The organism is Bradyrhizobium sp. LA6.1, from assembly GCF_040547805.1.
GTDB lineage: Bacteria > Pseudomonadota > Alphaproteobacteria > Rhizobiales > Xanthobacteraceae > Bradyrhizobium > Bradyrhizobium barranii.
In genome coordinates this window covers 104,221-124,344 of sequence record NZ_JBEPQK010000011.1, presented here as the reverse complement: position 1 = coordinate 124,344, position 20,124 = coordinate 104,221, and the positions used below count along the sequence as shown (strand labels likewise).

At 64.3% G+C, this 20,124-nt stretch carries 20 protein-coding genes; 8 read left to right on the top strand and 12 right to left on the bottom strand.

Annotated features, from left to right (window positions below; genetic code table 11):
- Positions 1-43: 43 nt before the first annotated feature.
- Positions 44-1,393 (bottom strand): 8-oxoguanine deaminase, encoded by a 1,350-nt coding sequence (locus ABIB99_RS25720; protein WP_354178000.1) that lies wholly within the window; start codon positions 1,391-1,393, stop codon positions 44-46.
- Between the two features lie 152 nt (positions 1,394-1,545).
- Here ABIB99_RS25720 and ABIB99_RS25715 point away from each other — a divergent pair, with 152 nt between their 5' ends.
- Together ABIB99_RS25715 and ABIB99_RS25710 are read left to right on the top strand one after the other, a co-directional pair.
- Positions 1,546-2,373: an FAD binding domain-containing protein gene (locus ABIB99_RS25715; RefSeq protein WP_354177998.1), complete on the top strand. Its 828-nt coding sequence runs from the start codon at positions 1,546-1,548 to the stop codon at positions 2,371-2,373.
- Positions 2,370-5,096, top strand: coding sequence for a molybdopterin-dependent oxidoreductase (locus tag ABIB99_RS25710; protein ID WP_354177996.1), 2,727 nt, complete (start codon positions 2,370-2,372; stop codon positions 5,094-5,096). Before ABIB99_RS25715 ends, ABIB99_RS25710 begins: the two co-directional genes overlap by 4 nt.
- On the opposite strand, the gene uraD is transcribed toward ABIB99_RS25710, so the two are convergent.
- The 5 genes from uraD to ABIB99_RS25685 all read right to left on the bottom strand — a co-directional run bounded on the left by uraD (position 5,093) and on the right by ABIB99_RS25685 (position 7,985).
- On the bottom strand, positions 5,093-5,980 hold the full coding sequence (gene uraD, locus ABIB99_RS25705; protein ID WP_354177994.1) for a 2-oxo-4-hydroxy-4-carboxy-5-ureidoimidazoline decarboxylase: 888 nt from the start codon (positions 5,978-5,980) through the stop codon (positions 5,093-5,095). The genes ABIB99_RS25710 and uraD overlap by 4 nt on opposite strands.
- Positions 5,981-5,985: 5 nt before the next feature.
- Positions 5,986-6,921 (bottom strand): allantoinase PuuE, encoded by a 936-nt coding sequence (gene puuE, locus ABIB99_RS25700; protein ID WP_354177992.1) that lies wholly within the window; start codon positions 6,919-6,921, stop codon positions 5,986-5,988.
- Positions 6,922-7,335, bottom strand: a complete 414-nt coding sequence (locus tag ABIB99_RS25695) for a DUF3830 family protein (protein ID WP_014493672.1) — start codon at positions 7,333-7,335, stop codon at positions 6,922-6,924.
- Between the two features lie 89 nt (positions 7,336-7,424).
- Complete coding sequence (locus tag ABIB99_RS25690) at positions 7,425-7,712, bottom strand: hypothetical protein (RefSeq protein ID WP_166100356.1); 288 nt, start codon at positions 7,710-7,712, stop codon at positions 7,425-7,427.
- Between the two features lie 27 nt (positions 7,713-7,739).
- Positions 7,740-7,985 (bottom strand): hypothetical protein, encoded by a 246-nt coding sequence (locus ABIB99_RS25685; RefSeq protein ID WP_354177989.1) that lies wholly within the window; start codon positions 7,983-7,985, stop codon positions 7,740-7,742.
- On the opposite strand from ABIB99_RS25685, the gene ABIB99_RS25680 reads away from it, so the two are divergent.
- Positions 7,966-8,184 carry a hypothetical protein gene (locus ABIB99_RS25680; protein WP_354177987.1) on the top strand — a complete coding sequence of 73 codons (219 nt, stop codon included), beginning with the start codon at positions 7,966-7,968 and terminating at the stop codon, positions 8,182-8,184. The genes ABIB99_RS25685 and ABIB99_RS25680 overlap by 20 nt on opposite strands.
- 541 nt (positions 8,185-8,725) lie before the next feature.
- On the opposite strand, the gene ABIB99_RS25675 is transcribed toward ABIB99_RS25680, so the two are convergent.
- The 3 genes from ABIB99_RS25675 to ABIB99_RS25665 all read right to left on the bottom strand — a co-directional run bounded on the left by ABIB99_RS25675 (position 8,726) and on the right by ABIB99_RS25665 (position 12,357).
- Complete coding sequence (locus ABIB99_RS25675) at positions 8,726-9,226, bottom strand: hypothetical protein (RefSeq protein ID WP_063982015.1); 501 nt, start codon at positions 9,224-9,226, stop codon at positions 8,726-8,728.
- Positions 9,227-9,763: 537 nt separating this feature from the next.
- Complete coding sequence (locus ABIB99_RS25670; protein WP_354177985.1) at positions 9,764-11,689, bottom strand: AI-2E family transporter; 1,926 nt, start codon at positions 11,687-11,689, stop codon at positions 9,764-9,766.
- A gap of 272 nt (positions 11,690-11,961) precedes the next feature.
- Positions 11,962-12,357 carry a hypothetical protein gene (locus tag ABIB99_RS25665; RefSeq protein ID WP_063982014.1) on the bottom strand — a complete coding sequence of 132 codons (396 nt, stop codon included), beginning with the start codon at positions 12,355-12,357 and terminating at the stop codon, positions 11,962-11,964.
- Positions 12,358-12,646: 289 nt separating this feature from the next.
- Here ABIB99_RS25665 and ABIB99_RS25660 point away from each other — a divergent pair, with 289 nt between their 5' ends.
- A complete protein-coding gene (locus ABIB99_RS25660; RefSeq protein WP_014493668.1) occupies positions 12,647-12,904 on the top strand; it encodes a DUF2798 domain-containing protein in 258 nt (85 codons plus the stop codon).
- A 66-nt stretch (positions 12,905-12,970) separates the two neighbouring features.
- Here the strand turns inward: ABIB99_RS25660 and ABIB99_RS25655 are convergent, their stop codons facing one another.
- The 3 genes from ABIB99_RS25655 to ABIB99_RS25645 form a co-directional block, all read right to left on the bottom strand.
- Positions 12,971-14,758 carry a chloride channel protein gene (locus ABIB99_RS25655; protein WP_354177982.1) on the bottom strand — a complete coding sequence of 596 codons (1,788 nt, stop codon included), beginning with the start codon at positions 14,756-14,758 and terminating at the stop codon, positions 12,971-12,973.
- 13 nt (positions 14,759-14,771) lie between these two features.
- On the bottom strand, positions 14,772-15,419 hold the full coding sequence (locus ABIB99_RS25650; RefSeq protein ID WP_354177980.1) for an L-fuculose-phosphate aldolase: 648 nt from the start codon (positions 15,417-15,419) through the stop codon (positions 14,772-14,774).
- Between the two features lie 177 nt (positions 15,420-15,596).
- Positions 15,597-16,223, bottom strand: a complete 627-nt coding sequence (locus ABIB99_RS25645; protein WP_028156691.1) for a MarC family protein — start codon at positions 16,221-16,223, stop codon at positions 15,597-15,599.
- Positions 16,224-16,368: 145 nt separating this feature from the next.
- Between ABIB99_RS25645 and ABIB99_RS25640 the strand changes: the two genes are divergently transcribed.
- From ABIB99_RS25640 to ABIB99_RS25625, 4 genes are all read left to right on the top strand, one after another.
- A complete protein-coding gene (locus ABIB99_RS25640; protein ID WP_063982009.1) occupies positions 16,369-16,938 on the top strand; it encodes a YciE/YciF ferroxidase family protein in 570 nt (189 codons plus the stop codon).
- A gap of 187 nt (positions 16,939-17,125) precedes the next feature.
- Positions 17,126-17,509 (top strand): Hsp20/alpha crystallin family protein, encoded by a 384-nt coding sequence (locus ABIB99_RS25635; protein ID WP_014493661.1) that lies wholly within the window; start codon positions 17,126-17,128, stop codon positions 17,507-17,509.
- A gap of 8 nt (positions 17,510-17,517) precedes the next feature.
- A complete protein-coding gene (gene lon, locus ABIB99_RS25630) occupies positions 17,518-19,908 on the top strand; it encodes an endopeptidase La (RefSeq protein ID WP_354177976.1) in 2,391 nt (796 codons plus the stop codon).
- Positions 19,905-20,069 (top strand): hypothetical protein, encoded by a 165-nt coding sequence (locus ABIB99_RS25625; protein ID WP_247304837.1) that lies wholly within the window; start codon positions 19,905-19,907, stop codon positions 20,067-20,069. The genes lon and ABIB99_RS25625 overlap by 4 nt, the downstream gene beginning before the upstream one ends.
- The last annotated feature ends 55 nt before the right edge of the window (positions 20,070-20,124 follow it).

Sequence of the window (20,124 nt, the reverse complement as noted above, 5' to 3'; positions counted from 1 at the left end):
CACCCGGCACTTGTGGTCGCCCCCTCTTTCTTTTTTGCCCGGATTATCCCGCCTGCATCGCCCGCGCCGCGGAACCGTGGCGGCGGATGAGATCGGGAACATCCAGTCCCGGGATCGCGCCGTCGATCACGGCCCATTGTCCCGCCACCATCACCCTGTCGGCCCGATGCGCCCCGCACAGCACCAGCGCGGCCAGCGGATCGCCGTGACCGGAGAAGCGTAGCTCGTCGAGCCTGAACAGGGCGAGATCGGCGGCCTTGCCGACGGCGATCTCGCCCAGCTCCGGCCGGCCGACGCAGGCCGCCGAGCCCTTGGTGGCCCAGCGCAGCGCATCCTTGTGGCTGACCTTGGCCACTCCGTAGCGCGCCCGCTGCAGCAGGAACGCCGCCCGCACCTCCTGCATCAAATTCGATCCGTCGTTCGAGGCCGAGCCGTCGACGCCGATGCCGATACCGACACCGGCCTCCTCCATCTCGCACACCGGGCAGCAGCCCGACGCCAGAATCTGGTTGCTGCACGCGCAATGGCTGATGGTCGTCTTCGCCTTGCCGAGCCGCCTCATTTCCTCCGCATTGAAGAAGATGCCATGGGCGAGCCAGGTCCGCGCATTGAGCCAGCCGCATTGCTCGAGATAGTCGAGCGGGCGGCAGCCATACATCTGCTGGCAGAATTTGTTCTCGTCCTCGGTCTCGGCGAGATGGGTGTGCAGGCGAACGTCGAGCTTGGCGGCGAGATCGGCGGTGGCGCGCATCAGGGACGTCGTCACCGAGAAAGGTGAACATGGCGCCAGCGCGATCTGCACCATCGCATCCGCGCCGCGCTGGTGATGCTTTGCAACCACGCGCGCGCTGTCGGCGAGGATGGTGTCCTCGTCCTGTACGACGCTGTCGGGCGGCAGGCCGCCGTCGCGCTGCGACAGGTTCATCGAGCCGCGCGTGAGCAGCACCCGGACACCGAGCCGTCTTGCGACTGCGACCTCGATATCGACGGACTCCTCGAGCCCCGCCGGGAACACATAGTGGTGATCCGTTGTGGTGGTGCAGCCCGAGAGCAGGAGCTCGGACATCGCCACGGTGACGCCGAGCTCGAGCGATTCCGGCGTCAGCCTCGCCCACACCGGATAGAGCGCCTGGAGCCAGGGAAACAGCTCGCGGTCCATCGCCGCCTGCAGCGCCCGCGTCAGCGTCTGGTAGAAATGATGATGCGTGTTGATTAGGCCCGGCAGGACGACATGCTCGCCCGCGTCGAACACCGCGACATTCGCCGTCGCAGGCCTGCCGCCGGCCGGCACGAGCTCGACAATCCGGCCATCACTCACCACGATCCCGCGCTCGGCACCATCAGCGAGGATGGCGAGGGGATCCCTGATCCAGATCGGCTTTGCATCGCTCATGATCCTGGTTCTCCTCACATCCGCTGATGACAGGCCCGCGAAGGCGGCCGCCGGCCCGATCACCTTCATGCTACGACTTGCTTGTTGCGACTTGGCTCCGGTCTTGCAAGACTCATCTGTACGATTCACCGGGTGGAAGCTTTGGCGCAGCCATGGATTTGAATACCATCACGACGGTGGCCCATCCGCAAACGCGCGCGCAGCTGCCCGCCTGGACGGAAGGTGATGCGTGGCTCGCGGGTGGCACCTGGCTGTTCTCGGAGCCCCAGGTCCACCTGAAGCGGCTGATCGATCTCACTGACCTGAAATGGCCGGCGCTGACGATCACCGACACTCATCTCACCATCTCCGCCACCTGCACCATCACGCAGCTCGACGGTTTCGCCTGCCCGCCCGACTGGCTCGCAGCACCGCTGATCGGCCAGTGTTGCCGGGCTTTCCTTGCGTCATTCAAGATCTGGAGGACCGCGACGGTCGGCGGCAATCTCTGCATGTCGCTGCCGGCGGGACCGATGATCTCGCTCACATCAGCGCTGGACGGCGTCTGCACCATCTGGAAGGCCGGCGGCGGCGAAGAGAAGATACCCGTCGTCGACTTCGTCATTGGCAACCAGCGCAACCGCCTGACGCCAGGCGACCTGATCCGGCAGATCGATATCCCGATTGCCACGCTGAAGCGCCGCACGGCCTTTCGCCAGATCTCGCTAGCCCCTGTCGGCCGCTCTGCGGCGCTTCTGATCGGCAGCCTGGACAGCGATGGCACGCTGACGCTGTCGGTGACCGCATCGACCGTGCGACCGATCCAGCTGTCCTTTCGCAAGGCTCCGGACGCGGGCGCGCTTCACGACGCGATCGCAGAGCAGATCCCGGATGATCTGTACCACACCGACATCCACGGCAAGCCGCTCTGGCGCAAGCATATGACGCTACGGCTCGCCGAGGAGATTCGCGGCGAGCTCCTGGGGGCGATGCCGTCATGAGTTTCGAGGTCAACGGCAAGACGTTCCCGCAAGAGCCGCGCGCCGGCCAGTGCCTGCGCACGTTCTTGCGCGAGCTCGGCCATTTCGGCGTGAAGAAGGGTTGCGATGCCGGCGATTGCGGTGCCTGCACCGTGCTGCTCGACGGCGAGCCGGTGCACAGCTGCCTGATCCCGGCGTTCCGCGCCGAGGGGCGCGCCGTCACCACGATCGAAGGGCTCGGTGGCGACCACGGCGTGCATCCGATGCAGCAGGCCTTCCTCGATGCGCAGGGCTTCCAATGCGGCTTCTGCACCGCCGGCATGATCCTGACCTGCGCCTCGCTGAACCAGGCGCAGCGCACTGATCTCGGATCGGCACTGAAGGGCAATATCTGCCGCTGCACCGGCTATCGCTCGATCGAGGACGCACTGCTCGGCAAGACCAATGTCGAGGAGAGCGTCGAGCCCGGCGCCGCCTTCGGCCGCAGCCTTCCGGCCCCAGCAGGCCCCGATGTCGTGCGCGGTAAGGCGCACTACACCTTCGACACCGCCATCGACGGCCTGCTGCACATCAAGCTGCTGCGCTCGCCGCACGCCCACGCGAAGATCGTCGCGATCGACAAGTCGGACGCGCTGCGCGTGCCCGGCGTGCACGCGGTCATGACGCATGAGGATGCGCCGTCGGTTCTGATCTCGACCGCGCGGCATGAGAAGGACTGGATGGATCCGGAGGATACCCGCATCCTCGATGACGTCGTCCGCTTCATCGGCCAGAAGGTCGCCGCCGTCGTCGCCGAGAGCGAGGCCGCCGCCGAGGAGGCGTGCCGGCGGCTGAAGGTCGATTACGAAATCCTGCCTGCGCTGATCGACCCGGAGCAGGCGATGGTACCGGGTGCACCTGTCATTCATCCTGACCGCACCACCGCGAACCGCATCGCCGATCCCCAGCGTAACCTCGCGGCGGAGACGCACGGCGAATACGGCGACGTGGCGGCGGCACTCGCCACGTCCGCCGTCACCTATGAGGCCACCTTCCACAGCCACCGCGTGCAGCATGCGGCACTGGAGACCCATGGCGGCCTCGCCTGGCTCGACGCTTCCGGCGTGCTCAATGTCCGCACCTCGACGCAGGTGCCGTTCCTGACCCGCCGCGCGCTGTCGGACATCTTTGGGCTCCCCATGGACAAGGTCCGCGTGTTCTGCGAACGCGTCGGCGGCGGCTTTGGCGGCAAGCAGGAGATGTTCGTCGAGGACATTCTGGCGCTCGCGACGCTCAAGACCGGACGACCGGTCAAGCTGGAGCTGACCCGCGAGGAGCAGTTCATCGCGACCTCGACGCGGCATCCCATGCGGGTCCACATCAAGGCTGGCGCCGATGCTGACGGCCGGCTCACCGCGCTCCAGCTCGAGGTGCTCTCCAACACCGGCGCCTACGGCAATCATGCCGGCCCCGTGATGTTCCACTCGCTGTCCGAGTCCATCGCGGTCTACAACTGTCCTAACAAGAAGGTCGACGGCTTCGCCGTCTACACCAACACGGTGCCGTCGGGCGCGTTTCGCGGCTACGGCCTGCCCCAAACGCAGATCGCGATCGAAGCCGCGATTGACGAGCTGGCACGGCAGCTCGGCATCAGCCCCTACGACATGCGCCGGCGCAACGTCGTCAAACCAGGCGATCCCATGCTGTCGCCGCCGCCGTCCGAATTTCACGACGTGCTCTTTGGCTCCTACGGGCTCGACCAGTGCCTCGACCTTGTCGAACGCGCCATGCAGGCCGATGGCCCGCAGCCGGACCTGTCGCCTGAGTGGCTGATCGGCGACGGCGTCGCGCTGACCATGATCGACACGGTGCCGCCGGCCGGCCATCTCGCGGATGCGATGATCGCCCTCAACGACGACGGCGGCTTCGACCTCACCGTCGGCACCTCCGAGTTCGGCAACGGTACCAGCACCGTGCACCGGCAGATCGCGGCGACGACGCTTGCAACCACCGTCGACCGCATCCGCCTGCGCCAGTCCGACACCGCCCATGGTGGCCACGACACCGGCGCCTATGGCAGTGCGGGCACCTTCGTTGCGGGCAAGGCAACGCATGCGGCCGCGATGCAGCTCGCGACCGAACTGATCGCTGTGGCCGCCGGCGCCTGGCTGTGCGACGCCGCGAGCTGCACGCTCGACGACGAAGCAGTCGTCAGCGGCGTGCGGCGCATGTCCTTTGCCGAGCTGGCGAAGCTTGCGCGCGAACGCGGGCAGCCGTTCACGGCCAGCGGCAATTCCGAGGGGACGCCGCGCTCGGTCGGCTTCAACGTCCAGGGCTTTCGCGTTGCCGTGAACAAGGGCACCGGCGAGATCAAGATTCTCCGGAGCGTGCAGGCGGCGGACGCCGGCGTCGTCGCCAATCCCATGCAGTGCCGCGGCCAGGTCGACGGCGGCGTCGCGCAGGCGATCGGGGCGGCGCTCTACGAGGAGATGGTGATCGACGCAACCGGCCGCGTCACCAACCCGAAATTCCGCGACTACCACCTGCCCTCCTTCGCAGACGTTCCGCGCACGGAGGTCTTCTTCGCCGAGACGTCCGACACGATCGGGCCGCTGGGCGCCAAATCGATGAGCGAGAGCCCGTACAATCCGGTCACCGCCGCGCTCGGCAATGCGATCGCGGATGCCACCGGCATCCGCTTCACCGCGCCGCCGTTCAAGCCGGACCGGCTGTTTCCGGCGCTGCACGAGAAGTTTGGGAATTAACTGCCGCGATAGGTCGAGTAGCTCCACGGCGTGACCAGCAGCGGCACGTGGTAGTGGCTTTCCGGCTCGCTGATCGCAAAGCGCAGCGGGATCTCGTCGAGAAACGGCGGGTCGGACAGCGGCACGTTGCGCTCGGCGTAATATTTGGCGACGCTGAAGCGAAGCTCGTAGCGGCCGATCGGCAGCGGACGGCCGCCGATTAGCGGCTGGTCGGTGCGGCCATCGGCATTGGTGATTGCGCGTGCGATCACGCGGCTCTCACCGAGGCTCGCGAGCTCGACGAGCTCCACCGGGATGCCGGCTGCAGGCTTTCCGGCGTGATTGTCGAGCACATGCGTCGAGAGCCGGCCGTGCACCTTCAGCTTGTCGTCGGCGACGACGAGCTGATCGAGCCGCAGCGCGGAGATGCGGCTGATCTCCTCGATCGCGCGCCGCGTCTCGGTCTTGGCGATATTGCGCAACCGCGTCTCGAAGTCGCGCAGCACGGAATCCCTGGTGTGACGGCGCACGCAGACGATATAGGGGAAGCCGAACTTGTCGCGATAGGCGTTGTTGACGCGCTCGAACGCCGCGTATTCGGCCTCCGACAGCCGGTCGAGGCCGGCACTATTCTGCTCGTCGGTCGACTCTACCGTGAGGCCCGCGGCGCGCTGTGTCTTGTCGGCGAGATCGGGATGCGCCCGGATCAGCGCGAGCTGCACGTCGGGTTCGGCAGCCTGGATCGCCGCCATCAGCGCTGAGTGCAACTGGTTGATACCGGCGAACGGCCGCTGCCCGGCGAGTTTCTCCGCAATCCAGGGCGAATATTCGACGACGTTGGCAAGGGCCGCGACAAAGCTGGCCTTATCAGCAACATTGAGATCGGCGAGCGAGATTTGCGCCATCGTCCTCACCCGATCTCGAAGGCATCGGCGGCGAGATGCGCATGCTTGTCGTGCCAGTGCTGCGCGATCTGGAGCCGCGTCGGCACCCAGACGCGATCGTGCTTGCCGATATAGTCGAGGAAGCGGATCAGTCCCGCGGCACGGCCGGGCCGGCCGGCAAGACGGCAGTGCAGCCCCACCGACATCATCTTCGGCGCGGTCTCGCCCTCGGCATAGAGCACGTCGAAGGCGTCCTTCAGATAGGTGAAGAACTGCTCGCCTTCGGCAAACCCCTGCGGGTTGATGAAGCGCATGTCGTTGGCGTCAAGCGTATAGGGAATGATGAGCTGCTTCCCGCTCACGCTCTTGACCCAATAGGGCAGATCGTCGGCATAGGAGTCGCAGAGATAGAGGAAGCCGCCCTCCTCCATCAGGAGGCGGTTGGTGTTGATCGAGGAGCGCCCGGTGTACCAGCCGAGCGGCCGCGAGCCCGTCGCCTCGGTGTGGACGCGAATGGACTCGGCGATCTCGGCGCGCTCTTGCGCCTCGGTCATGTCCTTGTGCTCGATCCATTTCAGGCTGTGGCTTGCGATGTCCCAGCCTGACTCCTTCATCGCCGCGACAATTTCGGGATTCCGCTTCAGCGCGGTGGCAACGCCGAACACAGTGGTCGGCCACTTCCGCTCGTTGAACATCCGCCACAGCCGCCAGAAGCCGGCGCGCGAGCCATATTCGAACATCGACTCGATATTGGCGTGGCGCTGGCCCGGCCAGGGCTGCGCGCCGAGGACGTCGGACAGAAACGCTTCCGAGGCGCGATCGCCGTGCAAGATGTTGTTCTCGCCGCCTTCCTCGAAATTGACGACGAACTGCACCGCGACCCGCGCGTTGTCAGGCCATTGCGGATGCGGCGGGTTGCGGCCGTAACCGCGGAGATCGCGCGGGTAGCGAGTATCCGTCACTCAGACTTCCTCGAAGCGGATCGGCAGGGCGCCCTTCCACAGCACGCTCTTGCCGAGGGTCGCAAGATTCTCGAGGCCCGAGGTCAGCGTGATGAAATGGTTGCCGGCGAGCTGGCCCATTTTGCTGGCGAAGTGCACGCCGCCATAGGCGAGCAGGATCTCGGTCTCGCTGATGCCGCCGGGATAGAGGATGATCTGACCCGGCGCGGGATAGCTGGTGTGGTTCTCGTAGCCGACGCCGAAATCGAGATCGCCGAGCGGCATCCAGACGCCCTCGCCGCTCCAGCGCACATGGATGATGTGGCTTTCGAACGGCAGCGCCTTGCGGAACGCAGCGACGGTCTTGGGCGCCAGTTGCTCCTCGAAGCGGGCATCGAAGGTGAAGTCGCCGGCGCGGATAACGAGTTTGCTCATCTCATCTCTCTGGATCGGGGGCTAAAGGCCCACGGGGAATTTTCAAGCAAAGAGCATTCCATCGGGTTTCGCGCAAGTGGCGCGGCCCGTCATCTGCGGTCGTAGGACCAGCCGAAAATACCACTCCGCCGCACCTCCGGCTCGGGGTCGGCGGCGGGCGCGGCCGAAGGGGGCGCCTCCTTCAGTTCCGCCTGTGGCGGAGGTGGAGGCGGCGCCGGCAGATTCTCGCATTTCATGGAGTAGACCAGCTTGCCGTCCGCGGTCCGCCCGATCGGGGCGCACGGGTCTGGATGCGCTGCCGAGGTCTTTGGCGTGAGCTTAACCTGCGCGGCCGCCGGCGAGGCGATCAGGAGAAGGACCAGCAGATATTTCGACATCGTTGTCGCCTGAGAACTCAATTCGCCTCATTGAACCGGATTGCCGGGGGCAAGTCCACCGGCGCTGCGGGCGCGATTGCCGAATATTTGGCCGGCGCCAGAAAATTTGCTCGCCCCAACGTGATGGCCACGCTTCGGATCGTGAAATCGGCCCGGCTGATATCCGGCAGGACACATCGCCATGTCAGCCACGAGCGCGAACACAGGAGACATTTTTCTCACAGCCTGAATCGCCGTCACGGGAGAAACAATCATGCGAAAGACCTTTGCCATTCTCGGCGCCACCCTGATCGCCGCCGCCGCCACCATCCAGACCGCCGCCGCGAGCGACCGCCACCACAGAAGCAAGGCACAACCCGCCCCGATCACCCAGTCGGTCCGCGACTCCAACGCGTTCTGGCCGTCGCAGTCGACCACACCCGACTGGCAGCGCTACGCCAACGGCGCGCTGTCGGCACCGGCGGGACGGTGATGCGGGCGTAGAACGCGGTTGCTCTCTCGTGTCCCGGACGCGCTGCAACGCGCAAGCGTTGCTGCGCAGAGCCGGGACCCAGAAAGCGACACGGTACAATGCGGAGAGTAGAATGCGGAGACATGGGCTCCGGCTCTGCAGCACACCGCAAGAGCGCTGCGCTGCGTCCGGGGCACGAGACAGAGTATGAGGCAGCGGCGGCGTCCTCCAAGTGCCATTGTCATTCCCCGCGAAAGCGGGGAATCCAGTACGCCGCGGCCTCTCGGCTCAATCACAGCCGTCTCTGGAATGCTGGATCGCCCGGTCAAGCCGGGCGATGACAGCGAGTGCTGCAGACGCACCAATGGCCGACGCGCTGACAGTCGCAGAACCTTTGGCGATGGGCGGGCCGTCGCTCTCGGTCATCGTGTTCATTCCTGTTGCGTCGCGACAGGATAACTCGCTTCCGCTTTTTTGGCGGCATAGCGAACCTTGCCCGGACTTGCCGGTAGGTCAACCGAATGACCCCAACCGGACTTTGGCTGCGGGCCTCACGCATGCGCTACGCGGTTCGGGATGAACCCTGCATGACACGCTTGACCACCATGGCCGCGATCCCCGCGAGCACGGCCTTTGCCTGCGGGGACGCAAGTATGTCGATGATCGGGTTCGACGGTTGGGCTTGCTCGTGAGGCTGGGCATCGCCACTGGCGAGGATATCCCGGAGCTGACCGGGCCTCCCATGCAGATCGGTGAGCACCTCGCCCAGTTCCTTCGGTTCGGGGGCCACTTGTCCCGGTAGCGCCACGCCGCGCGCGGCGGCTCGCTCCTGCAGCATCTTCACGAACGCCGCCCGTTCTTCCGGCGAAAGCTTGCCCAACGCTTCTATCGCTGCCTGCGCGTACTGGTCAGACGGCACGGCGTGTGACACATCACCATACCGTTTGAGAACCTCTTGATCGGAATAACCCTCCGACGGATTTCCTTGTTCGTATCGATCAACGAAATCCCGATACTCTTTCTGGCGTTGCCCACCGCCCAGTAACTCGTCAAGGATACCCATGTACAGCTCCTCCTTGCGTGATTAGCTCAGGCTGCTTGCCACAGACAACCACACGTTTCCCTTGCGTGACATACGAGCGATATCGGCGTTACGCAGAAGATACAGGCGAAGAGTGCGGTCGCTCCGATAGTTGCTACTTCCAAGGTAAACCCACGTTGAGAGTATTGACCTAGGTCAAAGGGTCATGGCGGCCGTGCAAACTGAAAGTTTTGCTTGTGAGGCGTGAGTGGACATTCCACGCGCGTGTCGCAATGATCGCTATTGTCCCTGCTGAAGCTTTTGGATCCGGCCAAATGTGCGGTTTGCGCCAAAACGGGCTGCACTTACGGTCCTCGGATTACGGCATTCGCCACATCGCGCCCGCCGTTTGTCTACCGGTTCGTATCAAATAAAATCGGGAATGCGCGATGGCAAATATTCGCAAGGGTCACCGTCGCGCGGTCCCCGCCCATCCTTTTGCTCTCCACAGGACCCGGTGACCGATGCGGATGGTCGCTCTGCGACGCCCGGCAATCCAGAGGAGCAAAAGATTCGTTTTTACGCCGGAGCAGCTGCCTTCGCCTGATCCGACGCATCAGGTTGCGCGCAGGTCACGTGAACGACTGCTTCCAAGGCTGCACCGAACGACCCGCTTGCTACCAACGCGTTGGAAGCGTTTCCCACCGTTTCTGCGGCTCCCGTTCCCAGCAAAGCGAACAGGATACGGGTTGCGCCAATCCTTTTACTGAGCCCTCGAACGACGTGCTGAATCTTGGCGGTGGACGGCTGACTCAGATAGCAGACACATACAAGCGCGGTGTTCGCCAATTCGAGCGAAAGCAATTTCGACATTGATGAAGCATCAGCCTTTTCCGCAATTGCCTGAATCCCGCGGTACCGCAGAAGCTGCGCCAGCACAAGCGCCGTCGCCTCATCGAGTCGCCCGGCACCAGGGATGCAAACGACCGAAATCGACGAGGTCGGCGGCTCCGGAATCAAAGCGTGCTCGGAGCCTGCTCGCTCGAATGTAATGGCAGCTCCCGGGCTTGAGCTTAGATCCGGGGAACTGGGTCCTGTTGCTTCCACGTCATGGTGTGCCCCCAGCTCAGCGACCAATTCTTCCACCGTTGAGACTACCCGATCTAATCGGTCCTGATCGAGGTGACCCAATTGACGGTCGGCCTCCGCGAGTCTCAGGCCTTTCAAGAGGATGTCGTCATAATAATTCTCAAGCGACGAGTCATTCAGGTATTCATGTGCCTGTTCCACCGCTTCAATGGGATCTCCCGCCAGCATTCGTTGATAAGCCAGTTGCGGCGGCGTCAACGGTGGTCGGTCGCCAAGCATAACGTCAAGAAATTTAAGACGATCGACATGCCGCCCAAGGACGACGAGACAAATTGTCAGGGGCGTGGCCAACACCAGTCCGACCGGCCCCCAAAGCCACGTCCAGAATGACGCTGACAGGATAATTGCAATCGGGGAAAGACCCGAGCTATGCCCAAAAATCAAGGGTTCGAGGACCTGTCCTGCGAGCAACTCAAGCACGACGAACAATGCCGCCGTAAGTATCAGCATCTGCCAGCCCGTGCCCACCGCCGCCGCGAGAATGAGAGGGAATACCGCAGATATCAATGCACCGATATACGGTACAAATCGCATAATCATCGCGATCAGACCCCATAGCGGAGCCGAGGGGACACCGATGAATTCAAGACCTAAGCCTATTGCAAGACCGAACACGCCATTGAACGCGATCTGGGTAAGAAAGAGCTTGCTCAGACGCTTACCGGCGTCGTCCAGGGCCGCAGTCGTGCGTTGAATATCCGCGGATCCGGCCAGTCGGACAAGCCGATTCCTCAGATCTTCCCGTTGCAGCAGGACAAAGACAACAAAGATCACGACGATCCCTGTCGTCGTTAAAGGTGAAATCAGTGGCTGGATGATTGCGCCAAACGTCGACAGAGCACCAGGATCGGGTTGCCTTACCTCAACGGGTATGGGTATCGGCTTGTCTGAGGGCTGTCTGGTGAGTTCGCCGTCAGTAGGTCGACCGGCCCCATCTCGATTCTGCAACTCTGTCTTCAATTCTTTCAGAACTGTCGACGCCTGCTCCAATGTTCCAGAGCCGCCGCCCATTAAGCCGCGCAGGCTTTCGATCTTGTCACTCAATGTTTGTTGATAGCCTGGCAGCTTGGTGGCGAGCCGGGTCGCCTGCGAAACCATAAGACCGCCTAGACTAAATATGATCGAGAATCCGATGAAGACGACCACCAGCACAGAAATCGTGCGCGGAATTCGCCAGGAACGTAAGCGCATCACGAAGGGCGCCATAACGAAACTCAGGAGAACTGCTAACGCGAAGGGAACAAAAATTTCACGACCGAAATAGAGCGCAGCAATTATCAACGCTGCGACGGCCATATTCGTCAGCACAGTCCCCCGCGGCTGTGCCAATCTCATTTGAGGAGATTTCTCTTCCATGGCGCGTCTTCCATGGCGCGGCTCATTCATCCCATACGTGGGTGAATTCTCCTTCGCGACACCATCCTACACCGAACTAACTTGTTCCGACAGCCCGAGCATGCCGTTCAATGTCGCTAGCTCGTCTCATAGCACGCGGGTTGACAGCCCGCCGGGTGTTTTGCCCGTCGGGCAACACAGAGACGCGTAGCCCGGACGGAGCCAACGGGTCGGCGCGAAGCGCCGCAGGATGACACGCTCCGTGCAATCCGGGCTACGGCGAGAACAGGTGCCTAATAAGGTTGATAGTAGCCACGCGGACCGTAATAGGGACCGCCGCCATAATATCCCTGACCGCCATAGTAAGGACCCGGGCCGTCATAATAGCGATTCTCGTAGTACTCTTGGCGCCGGCTCTCTGCGATCGCACCTCCGATCAGACCTGCCGCCACGCCCATGAAGGCAAGCCCTGCCGCATTTGGACCGCGGCGATAGTAGCGGTGGCGGCGGGCGGCGCTGAAATCGGTCGCTGCTGATCTGCCCGATGTCGCAGAGTCCGCGCTGACGGACGGCGAACCGGCCGGCGCCGCAGACGAGGGCGAGACGGAAGCTGTCGCCAGAGCCAGACTCGCAAACGCAGCCAGCGCGGTGTTGCGGCCAAACCTGGAATTTACGGGCCTATCGCTCATCTCACCGTCCTTTGCTCTCGCTCAAAGTCAAAATATGAAACGATCCACAACGTGCAAACCATTGAAAAGTTTCGTGATCGCGGCAATCTGCCACGCTTCGAACGATTGTAAACCGAACGACCAGATGCAGCTTGAACCACTCAACCTGAGCGGATAATGAACAGCCGCGCCGTTTTTCGGTCGCCGTAAGCGTTTCACGTGAACCAACGCATCAACCGACGCCGTCGGGATCGATGCATTTTCGCAGGTTCAACGTGACTGACGCGTCCTTTTCCTCAAGAGAAATCAGATGATTGCGGTTCGCAAACTGCCGGCGCGCTATGCGCCGATCGTGATGCCATTTGTGCTGTCCATCCTCATGACGGCCGTGGTGTCGGTCATTTCGACGCTCCGGAGCCTCGGCGCGACGCCGGCGTTCCTCGCGACCTGGCCGGGCGCCTGGGCGCTGTCATGGCTCGTCGCCTTTCCCACGCTGCTGATGGTGCTGCCACTGGTCCGACGGATCGTGGCGTGCGTCGTCGCTTCCCCATCTCAACCAGGCCGATAGCCGGCGCGGACGGCGGCACACGAAGCACGCCGTCCCGCTTCCATGATTGCGCCTGCGGGAGTGATCCTACGACAGCGCTCCGAGCACGCCGCGCGTTGCCTTGTCGATCTCCTCGACATAGCGGCGGCGGGCAAACGTCTCGGTGAGGAAGCCGACCACCTTGCGGCTGTCGGTGGAATCGACCACCGCCAGCATCTCGGCTTCCGCCTCGTCGAACACGGCCATCGCCGACTTCACGTTCATTTCCGGGATCAGCACGATCTCGGTCAGGCGGGCGAGCTCGATCACCTGGATGTCGTCGGCGATGCTGTCGAGATCGCTGGAGAACAGGTCGGGCAGCAGGACGAGGCCGACATATTCGTCGGCATTGTTGACGATGACGATGCCGGGCCGCGAGCCCAGCGCGAATTCACCGCGCACGGCGGCGATCGTCGTGGTCGATGGCACCTTGCCGACGTCGGAGCGCATCAGCCGCTCGACCGTGAGGTTGCGCAGCCAGCCGACGTCGTTGGCGCTGCGGATGGTCTCGCCGCGCAGATGCAGGCGCCAGGTCGAGAAGGAATGGCCGAACATGAAGCGGACGCAGATCGAGGTGACGATGCAGCCGGCCAGCACCACGGCGGTGACGTCGACATTGCGAGTCATTTCCAGCACGAGGAACGACATGGTCAAGGGGCCGCCAACGATGGCGACGCCGAGCGTCGCCATACCCGTCAGCATCGCGACCAGCGGGTCGATCACGAATTCCGGGCTGATGAGCAAAAGAACCGCAGCGAAGAACTTTCCGATCAGGCTGCCGACGAACAACGAGGCAAAGAACAGACCGCCACGGAAACCCGAGGCGAGCGAGATCAGGCAGGCCGTCACCTTCAAGGCGATGATGATCGCGATCAGGCCGATCGTCATGTCGTGAAAGAGATCGAGCACCATGGCGCCGTGGCCGGCCGCGAGCACCTGTGGCGTGACGATGGCAAAGCTGCCGACGATAAGGCCGCCGATCACCGGGCGCAGCCAGACCGGCAGCCAGATAAACAGGCGCTCGAACATCGAAGACGACCGCATCACCGCGATGCCGACGCCGCTGGTAATGAGCGCAAGCCCGATCAATGCCAGATATTGCTCGACGCCGACCGCGCTGACCTTCGGTATCTCGATAGAGTACGGCGCGCCGCCGAGCCATTGCGCGGTCAGCGCGCCAGCAAGCGAGGCCGCCAGGATCGGCGCGGCGCTGCCGACCGAATAGACGCCGACGATCAGCTCGCAGGCATAGAAGGCGCCGGTGATCGGCGCGCCAAACGCCGCTGCGATCGCAGCGGCGGCGCCGCAACCGACGATCAGCCGCAAATCGTTGCGGCGCAGATTGAAGAACTTGCCGAGCAGTGAGGCGATACCCGAGCCGATCTGGGTGTAGCCGGCCTCGAGGCCGACCGAGGCGCCGCAGCCGTTCGAGATCAGCGTCTGGCTCGACACCACCATGCTGTCGCGCATCGACAGATTGCCGCCGCGCAGCGCGTTCGCCTCGATCGGGTCGACCGCGTTGGAGATCTTCAGCCGCCGCCGCCACCACTCCATGATACCGAGCGCCAGTCCGCCGAGCGCGGGCGCGATGAGGGCCGCCCAGGGGCTGACCCGGGCGTGGGCGGATAGGCGAACATCGACGGGAATGCCGTAGATCACCATATGGGCAATCTGCGCGATCTCGGCCATCAGCGTCACGATGGCACCGGTAAGCGTGCCGATCACGAGCGCCAGCGGGATCAGGTAGAACTCGTTGCTGCGCAAGAGCGCGCGCAGGCGAACCATGACGCGGTTCGATCCCTTGCGATCGGCGATGTGTCTGATCCGCGCGAACACCTTTTTGCCCGCCCTAACCTTCCGACATGCCGTAGCCGGCCATGCGCTGGCTGACACGTTCGATCTCGGCACTCGACAGCAGCGGCGGTTTTCCGATCTGGAGGCAGCCGTGATACTGCCGCGCCAGCGTCTCGACCTCGACGGCGAGCCACATCGCCTTGTCCAGCGTCTTGCCGACCGCAATCATGCCGTGATGGTCGAGCAGGCAGGCGAGCCGGCCCTCCAGCGCCCGCAGCGCATGCTCGGACAGCTCCGCCGTTCCGAAGGTGGCATAGGGTGCGCAACGGATACTGTCACCGCCGGCGGCCGCGATCATGTAGTGCACAGGCGGAATCTCCATGCCCATGATCGCCAGGATGGTGCAATAGGTGGGATGAGCGTGGACGACGGCGTTGACGTCGGGCCGCGATTTCAGGATGTCGCGGTGGAAGCGCCATTCACTGGACGGCTTCTGACCGGGGGCATGCGAGCCGTCCATCGCCATGAACACAATCTGGTCGGGCGTCATGGCGTCATAGGGCACGCTGGTCGGCGTGACCAGAAGCCCGTCCAGATGCCGGACGCTGATATTGCCCGAGGTGCCCTGGTTGATGCCGAGCGCGTTCATGCGGCGGCACGCGTCGATTATGGCCTGTCTCTTGTCGAGCTCGTCCGCTGTCATCGATATCTCGACTTCTTGGCGATGGGCGTTTGTTAGACCGGGAGTACGTCAAAGCAATATGGCAGTGCAAGCGAAAGCGACCCGGATCAGGTACCGTCTTGCCGGCAGCCCCGCCAAGCCACGAAATATCACTTGAAATCAATAAATTAGCAGATTGCCGCAGGCCCAGGGCAACCCCTAGGGCAGGCTCGCCCGGACGGCCGCGATCCCGTTGATCACGAACTGCACCGAATAAGCTGCGAGCAGCATGCCAAGCACGCGTGAGAGCACGGCATTTCCGGTGCGCCCGAGGGTGCGCGCGATCAGGCTCGCGGAGACGAAGCACAGCATGCAGAGCAGGCAGACGGAGACGACGACCGCGATGATGATCGCGAGCTTGGCCCCATAGCCGGCATTGCCCGTCAGCAGCAGAGTGGTCGCGATCGCGCCGGGACCGGCCATCATCGGGATGGCCAAGGGAAACACCGCGACGTCGGAGGCGTGCTCCGAGGTCGCCTTGTCGGCCTCGCGCGCCTCGCGATGCGGACGGTCGCCGAAGATCATCTGGTAGGAGACGCCGAACAGCAGCAGTCCGCCGGCGATCTGGAAGGCGGGGATGCCGATCCCAAGTTGGCGCAACAGCCAGTTTCCGGCCAGCGAGATCACCACCAGGATCGAGGCCGCGATCAGCGGCGCGCGCAGCGCGATCGTGCGCTTGACCTTGTCGGGCATGCCTCCGGTCGCGGCCAGGAAGGCCGGCGCAAGGCCGACGGGATCGACCACCAGCAGCAGCGTCACGAAGGCGGACAGGGCGAAGTCGAGCATGCGGGTGGGTCTCACGCGAGGTGCAGCCGCAATCCATAACCGCTGGAGGAGGCCTTCGCGAGGAACATTTGCCCTCGCAGAGTCTTGGTCGCGCGAGGATTGAGGAAGGCATCGCCCTTCCCGTGTCGCCTCAAGAGGAGGATTTATGGCTAAACGAGCGAAGAAACGTGCGAACGCGAAAAAGACCGCGGCGCGCCGTCCGCGTCAGGCACCGAAGATGTTGAGCGACCTGTTCCTGGAGACGCTGAAGGACATCTATTACGCCGAGAACAAAATCATCAAGACGCTGCCGAAGATGGCCAAGGCCGCGCATTCCAAGGACCTTGCCGCCGCCTTCAACAAGCATCTGCGCGAGACGCAGGGCCAGGTCAAACGGCTCGACCAGATCTTCAAGATGCTGGGCAAGCCGGCCCGCGGAAAGCCCTGCGAAGCGATCAACGGCATCACCGACGAGGGCGCCGAGATCATGAAGGATTTCAAGAACGCCCCTGCCCTCGACGCCGGCCTGCTCGCGGCCGCTCAGGCCGTCGAGCACTACGAGATCTCCCGCTACGGCACGCTGCGCACCTGGGCCGAGGAGCTCGGCATGCCGGACGCGGCAAGGCTGCTCCAGGAGACGCTGGACGAGGAAGAGGCGACCGATCACACGCTGACCGAGCTCGCGACCTCGGTCATCAACCTCGAAGCGGAAGAGGAGTACCGCGCCGCGGCCTGATCGGCGCGACGCGCCCTACTGTTGCCTTCGATGCCGCGGAATATCCCCGCGGCGTCGAAGCGTGCGACCACAAGGGCCTCTTCCGGTTGGAGAGGCCAGGCATGCTCCAAACGCGCGATGCTGGAATTTTGGGGAACCGTCCCCATATGCTCGTTTTCCAACCGCAGCGCCTTCCCCGAGTTTTGCCATGCAACCCAAAAATCCCCTCGACTGGATGCTGTCCGAAGCCCTGGACTCGCTGACCCGCGCCGAACGGCTGCGCCAGCAGTTCGGCCGCCAGGAAGCCTGCTGGGAGCCGCCGATCGACGTGCTCGAAACCGAGCATGAGCTTTTGATCCTGGTCGCGCTTCCCGGCGTCAATCCCGATAATGTCGAGACGGTGATCCTCGACGGCGTGCTCGTCATCTCCGGCCAGCGCACGCTTCCGCCGGAGCTTCGCAACGCCCGCATCCACCGGCTCGAGCTGCCGCAGGGCCGCTTCGAGCGGCGCATCGCGCTTCCCGTTGGCCGCTACGCCATCAGCCGCTTCGTGATGGACGGCTGCGTCGCGCTGCGCCTCGCCAAATCCTGAGGTCGATCATGGCCACCGAACAGATGAATAACGCACAGACCAATTCCACCGAGTCCGATGTGAAGATTCCCGAAGACGCGCTGATCGTCATCCCGGTGCGCGAGATGGTGCTGTTCCCCGGCGCCATCGCGCCGATCGCGATCGGCCGGGCGAAGTCCATCGCCGCCGCACAGCAGGCGCTGCGCGAGCAGCGGCCGGTCGGCATCGTCCTGCAGCGCAGCCCCGAGATCGAGGAGCCCGGGCCGGACGATCTCTACCGGGTCGCGACCATCGCCAACATCGTGCGCTACATCACCGCGCCCGACGGCACCCATCACATCGTCTGCCAGGGCGTGCAGCGCGCGCGCATCCTCGACTTCCTGCCCGGGACACCGTTCCTGGCCGCGCGTTTCCAGCAGATCCCCGAGCCGACCACGAGCTCGCCCGAGATCGAGGCGCGCGCGCTGAACCTGCAGCGCCAGGCCATCGAAGCGGTCGAGCTGCTGCCACAGGCGCCGCCCGAGCTGGTCGCGATGTTCCAGAGCACCACCGCGCCCGGCGCGCTGGCGGACCTGGCGACCTCGTTCATGGACATCAAGCCGCAGGACAAGCAGGAGGTGCTGGAGACCATCGACCTCGCCTTGCGCGTCGAGAAGGTGTCGAAGCATCTGGCCGAACGGCTGGAGGTGCTGCGCATCTCCAACGAGATCGGCCAGAAGACCAAGGCCTCCTTCGACGAGCGGCAGCGCGAGGCGATCCTGCGCGAGCAGATGGCGACCATCCAGCGCCAGCTCGGCGAAGGCGACGGCAAGGCGGCCGAGGTCGCCGAGCTGACGGCTGCCATCGCCAAGGCCAACATGCCGCCGGAAGCGGAGGCGCACGCCAAGAAGGAGCTGCGGCGCTACGAGCGCATGCCCGAGGCTGCCGGTGAGTCCGGCATGGTCCGCACCTATCTCGACTGGCTGATCGAACTGCCCTGGGCGCTGCGCGCGGAGAAGCCGATCGACATCACGGAAGCACGCCGCATCCTCGACGCCGATCACTTTGGCCTGGAGAAGATCAAGGGCCGGATCATCGAATATCTGGCGGTGCGCAAGCTCGCTCCGCAGGGCAAGGCGCCGATCCTGTGCTTCGTCGGCCCGCCCGGCGTCGGCAAGACCTCGCTCGGCCAGTCCATCGCACGCGCGATGGATCGCCCCTTCGTGCGCGTCAGCCTCGGCGGCGTGCATGACGAGGCCGAGATCCGCGGTCACCGGCGCACCTATATCGGCGCGCTGCCCGGCAACATCATCCAGGGCATCAAGAAGGCCGGCACGCGGAACTGCGTCATGATGCTGGACGAGATCGACAAGATGGGCCGTGGCGTGCAGGGCGATCCCTCGGCCGCCATGCTGGAGGTGCTCGACCCCGAGCAGAACGGGACGTTCCGGGACAACTATCTGGCCGTGCCGTTCGACCTGTCGCGCGTGGTGTTCATCGCGACCGCCAACATGCTGGACCAGATTCCGGGTCCGCTGCTGGATCGCATGGAGCTGATCAGCCTCGCCGGCTACACCGAGGAGGAGAAGCTGGAGATCGCGCGCCGCTACCTGGTGCGGCGTCAGCTCGAGGCCAACGGCCTGACGGCCGAGCAGGCCGAGATCGAACCGGAGGCGCTGAAGCTGGTGGTCAAGGGCTACACCCGCGAGGCCGGTGTGCGTAACCTCGAGCGCGAGATCGGCAAGCTGTTCCGCCATGCCGCGGTGCAGGTCGCCGAGGGCACCGCTGCCAAGGTCGTGGTGAGCCCGAAGGACATCGCTATCGTGCTCGGCCAGCCGCGCTTCGAGGGCGAGATTGCGCAGCGCACCAGCATTCCGGGCGTGGCCACCGGCCTTGCCTGGACGCCGGTCGGCGGTGACATCCTGTTCATCGAGGCTTCGCGCGTGCCCGGCCGGGGCGGCATGATCCTGACCGGCCAGCTCGGCGACGTCATGCGCGAGAGCGTGCAGGCTGCGATGACGCTGGTGAAGAGCAAGGCCACGCAGCTCGGCATCGATCCGTCGGTGTTCGAGAAGAGCGACATCCACGTGCACGTGCCGGCGGGCGCAACCCCGAAGGACGGACCGAGCGCGGGCGTTGCGATGTTCACGGCGTTGACGTCCCTGCTCACCAATCGCACGGTGCGCAGCGACACCGCGATGACCGGCGAGATCTCGCTGCGCGGCCTGGTGCTGCCGGTCGGCGGCATCAAGGAGAAGGTGGTGGCTGCGGCCGCCGCTGGACTGAAGCGGGTGATGCTGCCGGCGCGCAACAAGCGGGACTACGACGACATCCCGAAGAGCGCGCGGGACAACCTCGAATTCATCTGGCTGGAGCGCGTCGACGAGGCCATCGCCGCAGCGCTCGAGCCGGCTGATGCCAAGGTCGAAGCGGCGGAGTGAAGGCGATGAAGAAACTGCTGGAAAAAGCGAGGCGATCGCGGAAGACGCAGCGGCTGCGTCAGCTGCTCGACCGTGCGATCGACCGGGTTCGCGATGCGCTGGCGGCACCAGGGCCGCGGCTTCAGCCCGTTCCGATCCGGGTGAAGCGCCGCAAGGGTTGAGCCCTCCGTCTCAAGCCCTCGCGGCAGCCCCAAACAAAAGGCCCCCTCCTAGCCG

Coding starts and splice junctions, on each gene's coding strand:
- ABIB99_RS25680 (WP_354177987.1), top strand. CDS start 7,966: ATGCGAAAGACCTTTGCCATTCTCGGCGCCACCCTGATCGCCGCCGCC.
- ABIB99_RS25670 (WP_354177985.1), bottom strand. CDS start 11,689: ATGGAAGAGAAATCTCCTCAAATGAGATTGGCACAGCCGCGGGGGACT.
- ABIB99_RS25640 (WP_063982009.1), top strand. CDS start 16,369: ATGGCTAAACGAGCGAAGAAACGTGCGAACGCGAAAAAGACCGCGGCG.
- ABIB99_RS25720 (WP_354178000.1), bottom strand. CDS start 1,393: ATGAGCGATGCAAAGCCGATCTGGATCAGGGATCCCCTCGCCATCCTC.
- ABIB99_RS25685 (WP_354177989.1), bottom strand. CDS start 7,985: ATGGCAAAGGTCTTTCGCATGATTGTTTCTCCCGTGACGGCGATTCAG.
- ABIB99_RS25710 (WP_354177996.1), top strand. CDS start 2,370: ATGAGTTTCGAGGTCAACGGCAAGACGTTCCCGCAAGAGCCGCGCGCC.
- ABIB99_RS25645 (WP_028156691.1), bottom strand. CDS start 16,223: ATGCTCGACTTCGCCCTGTCCGCCTTCGTGACGCTGCTGCTGGTGGTC.
- ABIB99_RS25690 (WP_166100356.1), bottom strand. CDS start 7,712: ATGTCGAAATATCTGCTGGTCCTTCTCCTGATCGCCTCGCCGGCGGCC.
- lon (WP_354177976.1), top strand. CDS start 17,518: ATGGCCACCGAACAGATGAATAACGCACAGACCAATTCCACCGAGTCC.
- ABIB99_RS25635 (WP_014493661.1), top strand. CDS start 17,126: ATGCAACCCAAAAATCCCCTCGACTGGATGCTGTCCGAAGCCCTGGAC.
- ABIB99_RS25665 (WP_063982014.1), bottom strand. CDS start 12,357: ATGAGCGATAGGCCCGTAAATTCCAGGTTTGGCCGCAACACCGCGCTG.
- uraD (WP_354177994.1), bottom strand. CDS start 5,980: ATGGCGCAAATCTCGCTCGCCGATCTCAATGTTGCTGATAAGGCCAGC.
- ABIB99_RS25675 (WP_063982015.1), bottom strand. CDS start 9,226: ATGGGTATCCTTGACGAGTTACTGGGCGGTGGGCAACGCCAGAAAGAG.
- ABIB99_RS25650 (WP_354177980.1), bottom strand. CDS start 15,419: ATGACAGCGGACGAGCTCGACAAGAGACAGGCCATAATCGACGCGTGC.
- ABIB99_RS25695 (WP_014493672.1), bottom strand. CDS start 7,335: ATGAGCAAACTCGTTATCCGCGCCGGCGACTTCACCTTCGATGCCCGC.
- ABIB99_RS25660 (WP_014493668.1), top strand. CDS start 12,647: ATGATTGCGGTTCGCAAACTGCCGGCGCGCTATGCGCCGATCGTGATG.
- ABIB99_RS25715 (WP_354177998.1), top strand. CDS start 1,546: ATGGATTTGAATACCATCACGACGGTGGCCCATCCGCAAACGCGCGCG.